This is a genomic window from Longimicrobium sp. (assembly GCF_035474595.1).
Lineage (GTDB): Bacteria > Gemmatimonadota > Gemmatimonadetes > Longimicrobiales > Longimicrobiaceae > Longimicrobium.
Genome location: NZ_DATIND010000044.1, coordinates 18,986 through 35,399, shown reverse-complemented (window position 1 = coordinate 35,399; position 16,414 = coordinate 18,986). Strand labels below are relative to the sequence as shown.

Annotated in this window: 15 protein-coding genes; 2 read left to right on the top strand and 13 right to left on the bottom strand. The window is 70.8% G+C overall.

The genetic code is table 11. From position 1 onward, the window contains the following. Position 1 precedes the first annotated feature (1 nt). The 9 genes from tssK to VLK66_RS06995 form a co-directional block, all read right to left on the bottom strand. Positions 2–1,309 (bottom strand): type VI secretion system baseplate subunit TssK, encoded by a 1,308-nt coding sequence (gene tssK / locus VLK66_RS07035; protein WP_325308673.1) that lies wholly within the window; start codon positions 1,307–1,309, stop codon positions 2–4. Between the two features lie 268 nt (positions 1,310–1,577). Next, positions 1,578–2,051: a hypothetical protein gene (locus VLK66_RS07030; protein ID WP_325308672.1), complete on the bottom strand. Its 474-nt coding sequence runs from the start codon at positions 2,049–2,051 to the stop codon at positions 1,578–1,580. Next, the gene (locus VLK66_RS07025; RefSeq protein WP_325308671.1) at positions 2,052–2,876 is read right to left on the bottom strand and encodes an SPOR domain-containing protein; all 825 of its coding nucleotides are present in this window, start codon (positions 2,874–2,876) and stop codon (positions 2,052–2,054) included. A 36-nt stretch (positions 2,877–2,912) separates the two neighbouring features. Beyond that, positions 2,913–3,302 (bottom strand): DUF4280 domain-containing protein, encoded by a 390-nt coding sequence (locus tag VLK66_RS07020; protein ID WP_349260490.1) that lies wholly within the window; start codon positions 3,300–3,302, stop codon positions 2,913–2,915. Positions 3,303–3,308: 6 nt separating this feature from the next. Beyond that, positions 3,309–4,049: a hypothetical protein gene (locus tag VLK66_RS07015; protein ID WP_325308669.1), complete on the bottom strand. Its 741-nt coding sequence runs from the start codon at positions 4,047–4,049 to the stop codon at positions 3,309–3,311. A 439-nt stretch (positions 4,050–4,488) separates the two neighbouring features. Further along, on the bottom strand, positions 4,489–6,567 hold the full coding sequence (locus VLK66_RS07010; RefSeq protein ID WP_325308668.1) for a type VI secretion system Vgr family protein: 2,079 nt from the start codon (positions 6,565–6,567) through the stop codon (positions 4,489–4,491). A gap of 40 nt (positions 6,568–6,607) precedes the next feature. Next, positions 6,608–9,337 carry a type VI secretion system ATPase TssH gene (gene tssH / locus VLK66_RS07005; RefSeq protein ID WP_325308667.1) on the bottom strand — a complete coding sequence of 910 codons (2,730 nt, stop codon included), beginning with the start codon at positions 9,335–9,337 and terminating at the stop codon, positions 6,608–6,610. Between the two features lie 423 nt (positions 9,338–9,760). Further along, positions 9,761–10,327 (bottom strand): DUF4123 domain-containing protein, encoded by a 567-nt coding sequence (locus tag VLK66_RS07000; protein ID WP_325308666.1) that lies wholly within the window; start codon positions 10,325–10,327, stop codon positions 9,761–9,763. Then, on the bottom strand, positions 10,324–11,058 hold the full coding sequence (locus VLK66_RS06995; RefSeq protein ID WP_325308665.1) for a hypothetical protein: 735 nt from the start codon (positions 11,056–11,058) through the stop codon (positions 10,324–10,326). The genes VLK66_RS07000 and VLK66_RS06995 overlap by 4 nt, the downstream gene beginning before the upstream one ends. A gap of 158 nt (positions 11,059–11,216) precedes the next feature. On the opposite strand from VLK66_RS06995, the gene VLK66_RS06990 reads away from it, so the two are divergent. After that, entirely contained in the window at positions 11,217–11,444 is a 228-nt protein-coding gene (locus tag VLK66_RS06990) for a hypothetical protein (RefSeq protein ID WP_325308664.1), read from the top strand. A 987-nt stretch (positions 11,445–12,431) separates the two neighbouring features. On the opposite strand, the gene VLK66_RS06985 is transcribed toward VLK66_RS06990, so the two are convergent. The 4 genes from VLK66_RS06985 to VLK66_RS06970 all read right to left on the bottom strand — a co-directional run bounded on the left by VLK66_RS06985 (position 12,432) and on the right by VLK66_RS06970 (position 15,383). Next, on the bottom strand, positions 12,432–12,974 hold the full coding sequence (locus tag VLK66_RS06985; protein ID WP_325308663.1) for a hypothetical protein: 543 nt from the start codon (positions 12,972–12,974) through the stop codon (positions 12,432–12,434). 322 nt (positions 12,975–13,296) lie between these two features. Next, positions 13,297–13,788 (bottom strand): hypothetical protein, encoded by a 492-nt coding sequence (locus VLK66_RS06980; RefSeq protein WP_325308662.1) that lies wholly within the window; start codon positions 13,786–13,788, stop codon positions 13,297–13,299. Positions 13,789–13,958: 170 nt separating this feature from the next. Then, complete coding sequence (locus tag VLK66_RS06975; RefSeq protein ID WP_325308661.1) at positions 13,959–14,423, bottom strand: hypothetical protein; 465 nt, start codon at positions 14,421–14,423, stop codon at positions 13,959–13,961. Positions 14,424–14,708: 285 nt separating this feature from the next. Beyond that, complete coding sequence (locus VLK66_RS06970) at positions 14,709–15,383, bottom strand: DNA-3-methyladenine glycosylase (RefSeq protein WP_325308660.1); 675 nt, start codon at positions 15,381–15,383, stop codon at positions 14,709–14,711. A 205-nt stretch (positions 15,384–15,588) separates the two neighbouring features. On the opposite strand from VLK66_RS06970, the gene VLK66_RS06965 reads away from it, so the two are divergent. Then, on the top strand, positions 15,589–16,344 hold the full coding sequence (locus VLK66_RS06965; protein ID WP_325308659.1) for a hypothetical protein: 756 nt from the start codon (positions 15,589–15,591) through the stop codon (positions 16,342–16,344). Positions 16,345–16,414 lie beyond the last annotated feature (70 nt).

The window sequence follows — 16,414 nt, the reverse complement described above, 5'->3', positions numbered from 1 at the left end:
CTCAGGCGCTCCGGGTGTACAGCACCATCGCGCGCGGCCGGCGGCGGCCCGACGGGTCGCGCGGGTTCACCACCACCAGCGCCTCGCCCGCGGCCACCGCGTCGGGGTCGGCCTCGATGCGGAACAGCACCTCGCCGCGCTCGGGGACGAAGCCCAGCCGCCCGGTGTCGCGCACCTTCTCGCGCGCCGCCCCGGCGATGCGCCGGTCGCGCGCCGAGTCCATCCGGCTGGCGCTGGCGATGCGGCACTCCTCCAGCCACTCCGCTGCCTCGCCCTCCGTGGCCCCGCCCTGCGCCAGCACGCCCACGGTCAGCCCGCCGCGCAGCCACTCCTCGCGCAGGACGAGGGAGAAGCCCTCGCCCTCGGCGGCGAAGGGAATGCCCACGTGCGTCTCGCTCACCCGCTCCAGCGCCTGCTCGCAGAAGGCCAGCACGGGGGCGAAGGTGGCGCGCAGCTCGTCGTGGTCGTACGCGGGGAAGGGCCCCGGCACCGTGCGCCGTGCCGTGCCCGCCACCGCGCCGGCGAGCGCGCAGGCGGCGGTGTAGAGGGCGAAGGGGTGCATCCCCGGCGGTGCGTCGAGCACCGCCTCGATCTGCGGGAGCCCGGCGGAAAGCGCCTGCACCTGCGTCTCGGTCCTTTCCGAGTCGTCGCCGCGGCGGGCCAGGACCTCGGCCTTGCGGCGGATGCGGCGCGCCAGCTCGCGGCAGTCGTCGTAGGGGAAGGTGCCGGGGGCGATGCCGATCCGCGGCGGTTCGTAGTCCGTCGGCGCCAGCTTGTCGTCGGCCACGGTGACGCGGGCGAGCGGGAAGGAGACGTACGCGCCCGACGGGGCGGGGCCAGCCTGCAGGGAAACGCGGGGGCGGAGGCGGCGGACGGGGTGCTTCCCCTGGCCGGTGTTCTCGTCGACCACCTCGGTGGCCTCCAGCGGCTCGTAGCGGCGCAGCGAACCCTCGAAGGGCTCGTCGGCGGGGCGGCGGACGGGAACGGTGAGCCAGACGGTGACGGGGCGCGGGCGCGCCTCGTCGGCCAGCCTGCGCACGTCGATCTCCAGCGCCTCCTTCTCGGTGCCGCGATGGAGGACGGGAAGGCCGTCGGGCATCACCGCCTCGAGCTCGGTGACGCGGAAGACGCCGCCCGGCAGCACCTCGGACCGCATCCGCCGCACGCCCCAGTGGAAGGGCGACGCCGCGCGGACGTGGTAGTGCAGCATCTCCTCCGTGCGGATGGAGAGCTGCTGGAAGTGCTGCGGGGCCAGGAGCATCCCCTCCTCCCACATCACTTCGTCGGGGATCGAGCCGTGTTGCGTCATGAGCCTTGTTCGTCCTTCGGGTTACGTCTGGGGTTCGGCTGGGGCCTGAGGCCGGGTGCCGAGGCCTGAGGTGCCAAGTCCTAAGTCCTAAGTGCTGAGTGCTGAGTGCTGAGTGCCTTGTGCCTTGTGCCGGGTGGGCGGCGAAAAATGCGACTGAAGTCGCGGCTACAACGGCACGCAGTCCGCCTTCGCGGACTTCACATCGGTGTGGGACCCTGCGGCGGTGCGCACTTCCGCACTTCCGCACTCTCGCACTCACGCACTTTCGTTATCGAACCTTCCGCACCGTCACGTCCTTCTCGCCGAACTCGATCACCACGTACTTGAAGCGGTCCAGCCGGACGCGGTGGGGGCCTTCGCCGGGGTAGTCGGCCCAGAGGTAGAGGGCGCGGGCGCCGCGCAGCTCCTTCTCCAGTCCGTGCAGCGGCATGCTCTGGCCGGGGACGAACTCCCACCGCTTCGAATGCCAGCGCTCCGGGTAGTCGCGCCCGAACTGCTCGCGGCGCTGGAACCAGTCGGCCGCCGTCAGCCCCGACACCTCGGCCACCATCTTCTTGTCGAACACCGCCACCATCTCCACCGGCACCGGGCTGTTCCCGTTCGCGACGGGGCTGACCACCACGGAGTAGCCCTTCATCCCCCCCCGCCCGAAGCACCCTGCGGCCACCAGCAGGACCGCGATCACGCCGCTGGCGCGAAAGTACCGCTGCAGGCGCGCGCCGAACCCCGTCCGCCGCTGCACCTAGCGCTGCTCCGTGGGGACGACCACCGCGGCCAGCTGCTCGCGCTGCTCCAGCCGCTCGGCGGCGCGCATGGCGGTCTCGCGGTCGCCGTAGCGGTCCATGCGCACGCTGAACAGCGGGCCGCCGCGCTCGGCGGTGGTGTAGACGTACACGTCGTGGCCGCGCGCGTGGAGCTCGTCGACCACCTTCAGCGCCGCCTCTTCCTCGCGGAAGCGGCCCACCTGCAGCGCGTATGGCCCCGACCCGCCGTCGTACGCCCGGAAGCGCGCCTCGCCCGGCGCGGCGCGGGGCGTGTACGGCGGCTCCGGCGGCGCCAGGCGGCTGCGCGGTGCCGTCGCGGTGCCCGCGTCGGCGGAGGCGTAGCGGGTCGCGCCCGGGTCGGCGGCGAGCGTAGCGGGGTCGGCCGCCTGCGCGCCGCCCGCGGGCGGGAGCGTGGTCCAGCGCGTGGGCGAGCCGGCGGGCGCCGCGTACCCGGCGGGAACCGACCAGCCGTCGGCGTTCATGGCCGTGGCGTCGTCCGGCGCGGGGCCGCCGATTCCGTCGGCCGGAGCGGCGAAGGCGGCGGGCTGCGCCGGCGCGGAGGGCGCGCCCTGCATGGCCGCGGCGCTGTCGGCCACCGCGCGGGCGATGGTGGCCGAATCGGCGGCCGTGGCGGCGTCGGGCGAGGCGACGAGCACCGCGCCGGCGGCGGGCTGGGCGGTGTGGCCGCGCCCGAACGCCATCCCCGTCATCACGCCGGTGGCGAAGAGGAGGGCGCCCACCGTGGTGGCGCCGCCCAGCACCATCGCGGCTTCACCGCGCCCGAGGCTGAACCGGTATCTCATCGCCCGCTCCACCGTTCGCCGGTCATTGTGGGTACTTCAGGGAATCTGGCCCGTGGTCTGGCCGGGGCTGGTGATCTGGATCACCCCGCCCCAGCTGCACATCAGCTTGGAGCTGTCGTTCAGCGCCGGCATGCTGCCGATCAGCACCGTGGGCGCGCCCACGATCCAGGGCGCGGCGGTCACCGGCACGCACGGCATGGGCGTCAGCACCCCCAGCGCGGCCGCCGTGGCCGCGGCCACCGTGGGGTTGGAGGGCGACTGGCACATCCCGAAAGGAGGGATGTTCAGGATCGGCACGTGGTCCATGATGTTGGCCGCCGGGGGCCCGCCCGCGAGCACCCGGTTGGCGGGCAGGACGACGAGCGTGCTCGGCGCCACCCCGAAGCTGCACTGCATCATGGCTCCCATGCAGACCTGCATGCCCATTGCCCTCTACCTCTTCTTTCCGGTGATGCGGAGGATCGCGCGCTGCCAGCGCGGAAGCTCGCCGGTGGACTTCGGCGGCGGGCTGGTCTTCCGCCCGCGCTCGTCGTACCACACCGGCTCGCCCACGGGCTTCCCCGCGCGGAACTTCTGCTTGCGCTGGGGCTTGCCGTTGGGGTGGAAGCTGGTCACCTCGCCGTGCGGCTGTCCCGCGGCGTGCGGCGTCCGCTCGCGCAGCGTGCCGTCGGGGCGGTAGTCCAGCACGTCGCCGTGCAGGACGCCGGCGCGGTACTCGGCGGTGCGGACGGTGCGCCCTTTCGCGTCGAAGTACTCCCACTTTCCTTCGGCGAGGTCCGCCCGGTAGCGCATGATGGCGCCGAGGGTGCCCTCGGGGGTCCAGGTGCGCGCCTCGCCGTCCATCATCCCCATCAGGTACTGGCCCTGGAAGCGGAGCGCGCCGGCCTCGTAGCTCTGCAGCTCGCCGTGCAGCTTCCCGCCGCGGTAGCTGGCGCGGAGGAGCGGCTGCCCCTCCTTGTCGAAGTCCACCGTCTCACCCTCCAGCACGCCCATCCGGTAGCGCGCGCGGCGCAGCGGCAGCCCGGCGGGGGTGAACTGCTCGACCAGTCCGTGCGGCTTCCCGTCCACCAGCGTGGCGCGCTCCATCAGCGCGCCGTTGTCGTGGTGGGCCAGCGCCTCCACCGGCTCCGGGAGCCGGGGGATGGTCAGCGCGGGAAGGGCGAGGTCGGTCATCAGCCTGCGGAGTTCAGCGGAGCGTGGCGGTGTGTCGATCGCCGGGGCCTGCACCAGGGGCAACGTCCGTTCCCCATGCCCGATCTATCATAAACCAATGCGGATGAACTACTTGGGAGATGGGAAGAGGACGGGCGTCCCACCGCGCCTGCAACGTTCCGTTGCACCCTGTAACACGTCGGGAGATGAGAGGCGGTGAGGCGTGGCGATGTGATCCAGCGGCGAACCGATCCCCCTGGCTCGATGCGGCGGGGATCGATCGTGCGATCCGGCAGCGCACGTGCGGCCTCGCCTATAGATCCTTCGGCCTGCAACCACTCGTGCTGGACAAGGATGGTGTGGCCGGCCTCAGGATGACGTCCCTCTGTGCGTTCGTAGTGCACAGGTGATTGCCAGGTCCCGCACTCTCGCACTTCCGCACTTCCGCACTTCCGCACCGTCAGTTGATCTTCACCAGGCTTCCCTTCACCTGCGTGATCCCGCTGCTCTCCACCGTCGTCGACGCGGAGCCCTTGGCGGAGAGTGCGGCGGAGGCCTCGACGGCGACGGAGAGGCCCTTGGCGCTGAACGACGTTCCGCTCTCCAGCGCCATGGTGGTCCCGCCCTTCACCGTCATCCCCATCCCCGCCTTGATGGTCACGTTCCCGGTGGCCTCGATCACCAGGTCGCCGGTGACCTTCAGCGTGTAGTTGCCGCCGGTGGAGTGGTCGAACTTGTCGGTGTTCTTGTGCGTCTCGGCGCCGGTGACCTCCACCGTGCGCTTGCCGCCCACCTTGTGCGCCTCGTCGCCCGCGTCCACGGTCACGGTCCGCTTCCCCTTGCTCACCGTCAGCGTCTCGTCGCCCTCGCCCACGGTCACGGTGCGCTTCCCCTTGGTGACGGTGAGGAGGTTGTCGCCCTCGCTCACCGTGGTCTCGCGCTTCCCCTTGGTCACGGTGAGCAGGTTGTCGCCCTCGCTGACGGTGGTCTCGCGCTTTCCCTTGGTAACGGTGAGGGTCTCGTTCCCCTCGTCGATCGTGGCGGTGCGGTCGTTCTTCACCGAGATGTTCATGTCCTTGGCGGCGCGGACGTAGATCTCCTCCGAGTCCTTCTTGTCCTCGAAGCGCATCTCGTTGAAGGCGCCGCCGCCCTTGCTGCTGTTGGACTTGAGCGTGCTCCTGGTCTGCTCGTCGGGCAGCGGGTACGGCACCGTCTGCTCGGCGTTGTAGACGCTTCCCGTGACGAGCGGGCGGTCGGGGTCGCCCTCGAGGAAGGAGACGACCACCTCCTGGCCGATGCGGGGGATGTGGATGGCCCCCCACCCCTTCCCCGCCCAGCCGGACGCGACGCGGATCCAGCAGCTGCTGTTCTCGTCGTTCGTGCCCAGCCGGTCCCAGTGGAACTGCACCTTGATCCGCCCGTACTGGTCGGTCCAGATCTCCTCGCCGCTCTTGCCCACCACCTGCGCCGTCTGCGTCCCCGGGATCACCGGGCGCGGGGTGGCGCGCGGCGCGCGGAACAGGGTGGCGGCGGGAAGCGCCTCGAACGAGTTGCTGTAGTGGTCCTGCCCGGCGCTGAAGCTCACCGAGCGCAGCACGTAGTCGCCGTTCACGTCGTCGCGGACGTGGCCGGCCAGCGTGAACTTGAAGCCGGCGGTGAAGCCGCGGTGGCTGCCCTCGCCACGCAGCGTCTTCTGCGCCGCCTCCCACGCCTCCAGCCGCACCTTCGCCCGCGTCTCGCCCTTGGCCGTGGCCGCGTGGTTGCCGGGGTAGTCGCGCATCTCGGTGGTGAAGAGCGACCCCTCCTGGCTTACGTTCAGGTCGGTGGAGGGAGTGGTGAACTCGTAGTCGTCGAGCGTCACCTTCCTGGGGATGACGGTGCCTTCCAGCGCCACGCGGGTCACCGTGTCGTCCTGCTCCTGCTCGGTGCCAGTGGTGCCGTAGCGCGCCCTGGCCTGGCCGGGGCCGGCGGCGTGGGCGCTGGTGGCGTCGGCCAGCACCAGCGTGTGCTTGCCGTCGGCGTGCTCGAAGAAGTAGAAGATCCCCTCTTCCTCGAAGAGCCGGCTGATGAAGTCGAACGCCGTCTCGCGGTACTGCACGCAGTACTCGCGGGCGTCGTAGGTGCCGGTGAGCGAGTCCTTGAAGTCGGTGTAGCCCAGCTCGCCGAAGATGGCCTTGGCGATGTCGGGCACCGACTTGTTCTGGTAGATGCGGCAGTCGCTGGTGAGGGTGAGCATCCACAGCCAGGGGCGCAGCTCGGCGTGGTAGACGGTGCCGCGCGCCGTGGTGCCCGCCTGGCTGAAGCGGGTGCAGAGCCCGTGGAAGTACCGCTTGTCACCGTTGGAGAGCGAGACGGAGACGGTGACGCCCTGCCCCACGATGCTGTCGAAGGCGAGCGCGCTGTCGTCGCTCAGCATCTCCAGCGAGTAGTGGAAGAGCCCGGAGATGCGCTCCTCGCCGTGGACGTTGCTCACCACCAGCTTGTCCGCTCCCAGCGGCGTGTCGACCACCACGGGAAACCGGTTCTGGCTCAGCGCCATGCGCGCCTCCCGGCAGAGGTGCGGCGGCCGGCGGGAATCCTCATCCCCCCACCTCCGCCGCCAGATCGTCGTAGGAGGCGATCGCGGGCACGGACACCTGGGCTCTGTCCCCCGTCCCCCGTCCCCTGTCCCCCGGGCTCAGCTCGAACCGGAACCCGCCCTGCGGCCCCGGCGCCAGGTGCACCGCGTCGAAGCGGCTTCCGCGCGTCATGCGCTCCAGCACCAGCGCGCTGAGCTCGGGAAGCACATGGTGGCTCAGGATGTGGTCCACGTTGCGGGCGCCGCTCTCCACCTCGGTGCAGCGCGCGGCGATGTGGTCCACCACGCTGTCCTCGTAGGTCAGCTCCGCTCGGTGCGCCTCCCAGAAGCGGCGCTGCACCTCGGCCAGCCGCAGCTCCACGATCTCGCGGATGTCGCCGTCGCCCAGCGGGTAGAAGGGGACGACGACGAGGCGGCCGAGGAAGGCGGGGCGGAACCAGTGCAGCAGCGCGGGGCGGATTGCATCGGCCAGCTCATCGGCGCGCGGGCGCCGCCCGCCCGTGCAGATGCGCGCGATCTCGTCGGCGCCGGCGTTGGAGGTCAGGAAGATGAGCGTGTTGCGGAAGTCCACCGGCGTTCCCTGCCCGTCCTCCAGCGTTCCCTTGTCGAACACCTGGTAGAACAGCTCCATCACGTCGGGGTGCGCCTTCTCCACCTCGTCCAGCAGCACCACCGAGTACGGGCGGCGGCGCACGGCCTCGGTCAGCACGCCGCCGGTGCCGTAGCCCACGTACCCCGGCGGCGCGCCCTTCAGGCCGCTGACGGTGTGCGCCTCCTGGTACTCGCTCATGTTGATGGTCACCAGGTTGCGCTCGCCGCCGTAGAGATAGTCCGCGAGCGCCAGCACCGTCTCCGTCTTTCCCACCCCGCTGGGGCCGGCCAGGAGGAAGACGCCCACCGGCTTGGACGGATCGTCGAGCGCCGCGCGGAAGGTGCGGATGCGGCGGGCGATGGTCTCCAGCGCCTCGGGCTGGCCGACGATGCGGTCCTCCAGCATCTGCCGCAGCGCCAGGACGGCGCGCACCTCGTCCTTCAGGATCTTGCCCACGGGCACGCCGGTCCAGCCGGAGATGACGGCGGCCACCACGCGGGACGAGACGCAGCTGGGGACCAGCGGCTCGGCGCCCTGCACCGCCTCCAGGTCGGCCTCCAGCGCGTGCAGCTCGCGGGCGATGCGGTCGCGCTCGGCGGCCGGCGCGTGCGCGGGAAGCGCCCCCGCTTCCGCGCGCAGCTCCTCGATCCCCTGCACCCGCTCGCGCTCGGCGCGCCAGCGGTCGTCCAGCTCGCGGCGGGCGGAGCGGGCGGCCTCCAGCACGTCCTCCAGCTCCTCCACCCGCGTGCGATGGTCCGACCCCGCGGCCTGCTCGCGGCGCAAAATCTCCAGCTCCAGCGCCGCCCGGCCGATGCGGCGGTCGGCGTCCTCGATGGGCGGCGGGGTGGCGCCGCGGGCGATGGCCACGCGGGCACACGCCGTGTCCAGCACGCTCACCGCCTTGTCCGGCAGCCGCCGCGCGGGGATGTAGCGGTGGCTGAGCTTCACCGCGTCGCGCACCGCCTCGTCCAGCACGCGCACGCCGTGGTGCCGCTCCAGCCGGTCCACGATCCCGCGCAGCATCTCCATCGCCGAATCCAGGTCCGGCTCGTCCACGCGCACCAGCTGGAAGCGGCGGGTGAGCGCGGCGTCCTTCTCGAAGTGCTTCTTGTACTCGGGCCAGGTGGTCGCCGCGATGGTGCGCAGCTCGCCGCGCGCCAGCGCCGGCTTCAGCAGGTTGGCCGCGTCGCCCTGCCCCTCCGCGCCGCCGGCGCCGATCAGCGCGTGCGCCTCGTCGATGAACAGGATCAGCGGCTCGGGGCTGGCCTTCACCTCCTCGATCACCCGCTTCACCCGCTCCTCGAACTCGCCCTTCACCCCCGCGCCCGCCTGCAGCAGCCCCAGGTCGAGCAGCCGCACGCTCGCGTTCCTCAGCGGCGCGGGCACGCGCCCGTCGGCGATCGCCTGCGCGAAGCCCTCCACCACCGCCGTCTTCCCCACCCCCGCGTCGCCCACCAGGATCGGGTTGTTCTGGCGGCGGCGCATCAGCACGTCCACCAGCTGCCGGATCTCGGCGTCGCGCCCGCGCACCGGGTCCATCCGCCGCGCCCGCGCCTCGGCCGTCAGGTCCACGGTGAAGCGCTCCAGCGCCCCCGTCCCGCCGTCGACGGACGAAGGAGATGAAGAAGCGGGGGATGAAGATGGAGATGCGGGGGATGCCGATTCCTCGCCGCCGTCCGCGCGCAGCAGCTCGCGCAGCCGGGCGTGGAGCGTTTCGCGGGGGATCTGGAGCAGCGACGGCGCGGAACCGCGGAGAACGCCGCGCAGCGTCTCGTCGTCGAGCGCCGCGGCCAGGATGGCGCCCGATCGGATGGCGCCATCGCCCAGGTAGAGCGACGACGCCAGCCAGGCGCGCTCGAACAGGTGCAGGAGATGGGGAGAGAGGGCGGGCGTGCGGGTGTTGCCGCGCCGCAGCCGGTCCACCGCGGCGGTCAGCTCGCGGGAAGTGATCGCCGGGTCCACGCCCAGGTGGCGCACGATGCGCGGCGCGTCGGCGCCGGGGATGCCGAGCAGGGAAAGGAGGAGGTGCTCGACCTCCACGTCGTGGTGCGTCTGCCGCGCGCACAGCGCCGCCGCCTGCTCCATCGCGCGGCGGCAGACGGGGTTGAGCTTTTCGACGAGGACCTTGAGCTCCAGCATCGCTCGCGTGCCGTTGGACTTGCGTCGAGGGGGGCGGCGAAGGTCCGGCCCGGGCGCCGCGTCGGGCGGCGTCCGGGTCGAAAGAAAAGCGGTCAGGGCGTGGAGTGCGGGAGTCCAGCGTGTGGAGTGAGCGGCAGCGAGTGCCGCGCTGGCGAAGCCGCGTATGACCGTAGGGTGACACTATACTGAGTAGCAGTTCCCTATAAGTCAAGAAAGCCGTGTGTCTACTTTTCGCAACGTGAATTGCCGCAACGGGTGCGGTGGATGAATCCAAATGTTTGCCTTCATGCGTTTTCGTCATCCGCCCCCCTGGATGTTTCTACGCATGGGACGCGGGGGTCCACGGTGAAGCCGATTTCCGGAAACGAAAGAAACCGCGCGGCTCGATGGCCGCGCGGCTCGTGGCGACCCGTCGCCGGAGCCTCACCCCGCGTCGGGCGGGGGTAGCACGGGGATGGCGAGCGTCTCCAGTGTTACGCCCACACGGCGGAAGCTGGTCAGCTCCGCGGCGCCCTCGGCCTCGGCGAAGAGGCGCTCGACGGGGCCGAACATCTCGCCCAGCTCGGCGGCGGTGCAGGTGGGAAGGTAGACGCGCAGCACGCGCGGGTCGTACCAGCGGAAGAGGAGGCGGCGCCCGCGCTCGTCGCGCACGCGCAGGAGGCGGCGAAAGTGCACGCGCAGCTGCTCCATGGTGGCGTTGGCGGTGGCGAACACGCCCCAGCTGTCGCCCCACATCCGCTCCAGCAGCTCGCGCGTGAACGGCTCGCGGCGGTGGAGATGGACCAGGTACGGCGCCACCTCGCGCAGCGCCGGGTCCAGCCGCCCAGCCCACAGGCAGGTGTAGTCCATCGCCCGCCTGCCAATCCACTCGGCGATGCGCGGGTTGCGCGCGCCGTCCAGCACCGCGTACGCGTCCAGCGGCGTGCCGTCGTCGGCGCGCCGGAAGAGCGCCTCCAGCAGCGCGTCCACCGTCTCGGGCGCGGCGCTCACGCGGCCACCCCCGCGGGCTGGGCGGCGGCCTCGCGCTCCTTGCGGAGCCGTTCGCACTCCTCGCAGAAGGGCGTGCCGTCCTCCGCCGCCTGCTTCATCGTTACCGCCTGCGCCTGCGAATCGATGGACGATTCCGGTTCGGCGGCCGCGGCGGGCTCCGCGGCGGCTGCGGGCTGGCCGGCGGCGGCCGCCTCGCGTTCCTTGCGGAGCTTTTCGCACTCCTCGCAGAAGGGCGTGCCGTTCTCCGCCGCCTGCTTCAGCGTTTCGGCCTGCGCCTGCGCGTCGGTGGCCGCTTCGGGGTCGTCCGCCGCGGCGGGCTCCTCCTCCGCGGGAGCGGCCGCGGCGGCCGCTGGCTGGGTGTCGGCGGGGGTGCTCTGCGCCGCCTGCGCGGGCGGCGGCGCAGACGGCGCGGCCGCGGTGCTTTTCGGGACGGGGATGTCGAGGACGCGGCGGGGCGGCCGGGCGGCCACCCGCAGCCGCCCGGCGGCCACCTCGCGCACCAGCAGCGCCAGCAGCTCGCCGCGGCCGGCGCGGGCCAGGTCGCGCCCGAGCACCGCCTCGGCCAGCGCCGCGCGCACCACGTCCAGGCTTCGCGGCTCGTTGAAGATCCCGCGCAGGAAGCGGTGTGCCTCGGCCTCGTCGCGGAACTCCAGCAGCGTTCCCGCCTCGTGGCGGCGGTGGCCCGAGAGGATCTCGATGTCGAGAACGCCCAGCGAAAGCGGATGCGGCACGAAACGGCGGCGCGGGAAGAGTCGTCGGGGCGATCAGGAGGGTGAATCGATAGCGGTCGCTCGCCGCCCGGTCAATCACCCGGGTCGGCCAGGCGAACCGGAGCGCGCTGAAGTCGCGGGCTGAGCATCTAAAGCGACTTGGTGGCACGGGAGTAGCGATGCCTAAAGATTGGGCAAATCTGCCCGCATTCATTCCTCTGGCTCTGGAGCGGATTATGGGCGACCAGGACAAAGAGTACTCCGAGAAGAGTACGAGTGAAACCAGGACGAAGACCGACACCTTCGGCAGTCCTGAGAAAGACGCCGCTGGCGAGAACGTCAAGGAAACGACTACGGAAACTGAGGGCCGGGAAGAGAGCGACGATAGTGATGACGGTGACGACTAGGCTGGTTATTGCGTAACTGCCGAAGGCGGAGTCCCGGGCGTGGCTCCGCCCGCCCCACGTGGGAGACGATGCGCCGCCTGTACGACCACGTAGACATTCCCACGCTCCGCACACCATGTCCGCCCTGGAAGGCGGGAAGCGGTCCAGAGCGCCCGGAAGAACAGTTCGAACGGAGCTGATCCTAGGAACGGCAGCAATGAGAAGCTGAGACGCTAAGTGCCTGCAGCGTTCACGCTTACGCTGGCGTTACGGAAAGCCGCGCAAACTGCGCGAGGCTGATCCGCTCACTCCACGGCATCGGCGCTCGCCGCCATTTCGCAAACTGAGTCATCGGAAAATGGCGGGGCACAGACCGGCGTTGGCGTCCGCCCGCCGATATCTCGCCGTGGCGGCGGTGTGATGGCCTCTCATACCGAATTCGGAGATCGATCGTGCAATCCGGAAGCGCATGTGCAACCTTGCCTATAGATCCTTCGGCCTGCAATCGCTCGTGCAGGGACAACGACGCTGTGGCCGGCCTCAGGATGACGTCTCTGTGCGTTTGTAATGCACAGATGATAGCCAGATCCGGTATCATTCGTTCCCAATCGAAATGTCGGAAATTTCCGAAATATCGGTCCGGCGCCAGATTGGAACCCCGGCTCTCCACGATCCGATCAGCGGCTTCGGCCCCAGTCGCGGTTACGCACTGGCGGCTCGTCGTTCACCAGATCCATCCGATGACGCAGTTGAGAGCGTGTCCGCCCGCACTGGGGTCGTGGGGATGCACGGGGACAGTCTCAACGCCGAGTTCCATGCCGAATTCGCAGACCGGTGGTGCAATTCGGAAGCGCACGTGCGGCCTCGCGTATGGATCCTTCGGCCTGCAACCACTCTTGCTGGCAAAGGACGGTGTGGCCGGCCTCACGATGACGTCTCTCCGTGCGTTTGTAGTGCACGGATGATTGGGGATTGTGGTCATGCGCCAAGCGGCGAATCTTTCGCCGCTCAGCACCCCACGGCCAGCGCGGCGCCGACGGAGCTGCCGATGGGGATGATGATGGCGGCGCCGTTCTCATGGGTGGCGTTGGCCACGGTCGCGGCCACGAGGGTGCCGGCCAGCGACCCCAGCATCCCGTTCCCCACCCGCTTCCCGAAGCCGCACCGCGAGCCGTACCGCGGCAGCGCCGCGCCCACGCCGCTCCCCGCCGTGCTCCCCAGCGCCGCGCCGAGCACCAGGCCGGTGAGGTCTTCCCAGTCCTCGCCGCCGCCGTCGGAGTTCACGAGTGCCATGCCGACCAGCGCGCCCGCCGCCGCGCCGCCGAACCACCCCAGCGCGCCGAACGCGCTGCGCCCCGCCACGTGCCCGCCGCGGCTCTCCCGCCGCACCGCGGCGTCCCCCGCGGCGGGGAGGGTGTCGGCGAGCAGCGCCGGCGGCGCGACCTCCGCGCGCGGCGCGGTGGCGAAGCGCATCTCGGTGCGCGCCTGCGCGGCGGCGGGAGCGGCGGCGGCCAGCGCGGCCAGGGCGAGGAGGAGAACCGGAAATCGCATGACGATCGAGCGGTGGGGGAAGATGGACCGGCACCCATTTTATCGGATGAAGAACGTGCAAGCACAGCGCGCTGCGACAGCGGTCCCGCCGCGCCTCCGACGCCGCTGGATCTCACGCGGAGACGCGGAGGCGCGGAGGTGCTTGCCCCGCTCCTCCGCGTCTCCGCGTGAGATTTCGCGATGCCCGGAGCCGCGGCGTGAAAATCGGCCACGCGATGGTTGATCATCATCCACCAAGTGGTTGATTATCAGCCACGGAACCACGAAAAGCCGCGCGGACGGATCGTCCACGCGGCTTCATCTTCATCCCCCTGCCAACGGATTACCCGGCGTCCGGCGGCGGCTTCTTCTTGCGCGGGGCGCGCTGGCGCGGGCGGGCGTACGGAACTTCCTCCGCGTACTCCTCCTTCACGCGCCGAAGCAGCCACCGCTCGATGGCCGCGGTGGTTGGCGGCAGTTCGGCGCCGTTCGGGCGCAGCGGGTCGAAGGCGGCGCGGATCTCGGCCGAGGCGCGCTCCACGCCGCGCGGCAGGATCAGCTTCAGCGGCGTGGCCGTGGGCGTGGCCTGCGCCACCTCCGACATCCTGCGCGCGCCCGTGCCGTACTTCTGCTGGTACAGCACGGCGATGGCCTTGCGGGTGCGGTCGTGCGGCATCTCGATGTCGCCCGAGACGAACTTGCGCACCGCCTCGCGCCCGCGCCGGATCAGCCGCCCGGCCTCGCGCAGGTTGCTGTCCTGCACCAGCTCGGCCATGAAACGGCGCAGCTCCTCGACGGGAATTTCGCGCCACGTCGAGTGCTGCCGGTCGTCCATCTCCGGCTCTGCATTGGCCTTAAGGCCACTTTGTCCTTCTGGATTGTTTGGACACTCGCCAGTCTAGACCGGACGGGTCCGGTTGGCAAGAGTGGAAGGAAACGGATTGGGAGCGGGGCGCGCCCGGCGGCCGGGCCCGTTGCCGGGCCCCGCCGCCGCGGGCCGGGAGGTCAGCGCGTGCCCACCATCAGGCTGCTGAACTGCAGGGCGTTCTGCACGTTGAACGACACGCGCTCGCCGCCGCGAACCACGATGCCGTCGGTCATGTAGCCCTCGGTGCTGCCGATGGGGTCCACCAGCAGGCGCAGGTTGTCGGCGGCGCCGGCCAGGAAGCGGCTGGGGATGCGGAAGTCGGCGCTGCTCATGCTGGTGACCTGCCCCAGGCGCATGCGGCTGGTGCCCTGCACCGCGTACACCACCACGTCCATCCAGTTGTAGTTCTCCACGTGCAGCGTGGCCGTGGGCGCCTGCGAGCGGGCCGAGGCCGAGACGGACGACGCGTGGGCGGACGTGGTGGCCGAGGGGCCGTCAGCCAGGTACATCGCGGAGGGAACGTTGCCGCCGCCGGCCGTGGCGCAGGCCCCCAGGGAAAGCGTCGCCGCCACCGCGGCCACCAGCGTCTTCGTCGCGTGCATGGTCCCCTCCGCTCGTCGAGTTTTCCCCTGAAAAAACACAAGAGGCGCCCCACCGCAGGGCGCCTCGTCGCGCTTAGCCCACAAGACCAAGTTGCGCTTGGGGTTATCTCAAATCACGTGCCAAACCCGGATTTCGGAGGTGCCACGCATCTCGAATTCTTTCAACGACTTGGAAGATGTGTAGCAGGAAACACCAGACACCGTGCCGGATCTCATCGCAACGCGAAGCAGTGGAACGAGATGATCCCGCCCGCGACTCGAATCCCGCGGGTCCTGGAGGCGCGGCTACGGAGCCAGCTTCGCCGCGGCGGGATCGTCGGGGGCGACGACGGGCGTCTTGCCCAGGCTGCGCCAGAGGTAGCGCGACGCCAGGGTGCGCCACGGCCGCCACGGCTCGCCGATCCGCAGCAGCTCGTCGCGGCCGGGGCGCTCGGGCAGGCCGTACAGCTGCTGCGCGGCGGCGCGGATCCCCAGGTCGTCCACCGGCAGCACGTCGGGGCGGCCGAGGGTGAAGATGAGGATCATCTCCGCGGTCCACACCCCGATCCCCTTCACCTGCGTCAGCTCGGCGATCACCTCCTCGTCCGTCATCGAGGGGATGAGATCGTGGCGGAGCGACCCATCCACCCACCGCACCGCCAGGTCCTTGATGTACTTCACCTTGGGGCGGCTGAGCCCCGCGCCGCGCAGCGTGTCCTCATCGGTGACGGCGATCTCGGCGGGCGTGGGGCGGCCGCTGGTGCCCAGCGCGGCGACGCGGCCGACGATTGCCGCGGCCGCGTACACCGACACCTGCTGGCTGACGATGGCGTCCACCAGCGACCACCACAGGTCCGGCTCGTGGGTGATCTCGATCGGCCCCAGCCGGTCGATCACCCCGCGCAGGACGGGATCGGCGCGGCGGAGGTGGTCCAGCGCCTCGGGCGGCGGGAGGGTGCGGTGCGGGCGGCGGGTGGTCACGGATTTAGTCCTGAGTCCTGAGTCCCAAGTGCTGAGTGCTGAGTGCTGAGTGCTGAGTGCTGAGTGCTGAGTGCTGAGTGCTGAGTGCTTGCCGTCGCTCGCGCGTGGTGCTTACGATGCGGCGTGCGAATGTAGGGCGGCGAAGGCGGGCGCGGAATGCATCATCTCCACTCATCTCCATTTCCATCACCCGGCACGAAGAACGATGCCCGAGACGACCATGGAAGTGCGCGCGATCGCGGCGGGAGGGAAGTTCCTGGGGAACGACATCGGCGGCGCGGAGATCACCGTGCGCGACGCCGTGACCGGCGAGCTGATCGCGCACCAGCGCGTGCGCGGCGGCTCGGGGGTGACGGGAAAGATCATGGGGATGCCGCGCGACTGGGGCACCCCCGTTCCGGTCGATCAGTCGTCCGTGATGACGGTGAAGATGGAGCTGGCCGAGCCGCGGCTGCTGGACATCACCGCGTACGGGCCGCTGGGGTCGCTGCAGTCCGCCCGCCGCGCCAGCGTGCAGCAGTGGGTGGCGCCGGGGATGGACCTGGCCGGGCTGCAGGGCGTGCAGGTGGTGATCCCCGGCCAGCTGGTGGAGATCGTGAACCCGCCCACGCACACCTCGCTGAACGCGCCGGGGCCGGTGACCATCCGCGCGAACGTGGCCATGATGTGCGGCTGCCCCATCACCAGCCCGCCGCCGGACGGCACCGCCGTATGGCCGCAGGACGACTTCACCGTGACCGCGCTGGTCTACGTGCTGAACGAGGCCCAGCCGGCGCAGCTCGCCGCCACCGTGCCGATGTCGTACGCGGGCACCGCCAGCCAGTTCGAGGCGGCGTGGACCATGCCCGCCGAGGGCTTCTACGAGATCGCCGTGGTCGCGCGCCAGAACGGGTCGTCGAACACAGGCGTGGACCGCACCACCGTCTTCTGCGCGCCAGCGCCAGCGCCGGCGCAAGGCTGATGGACGATCCGGGATTGCGCGAAAATGCGAGTAAACTCGCGGCTACAACGGCACACATCAGTGGCGGGGA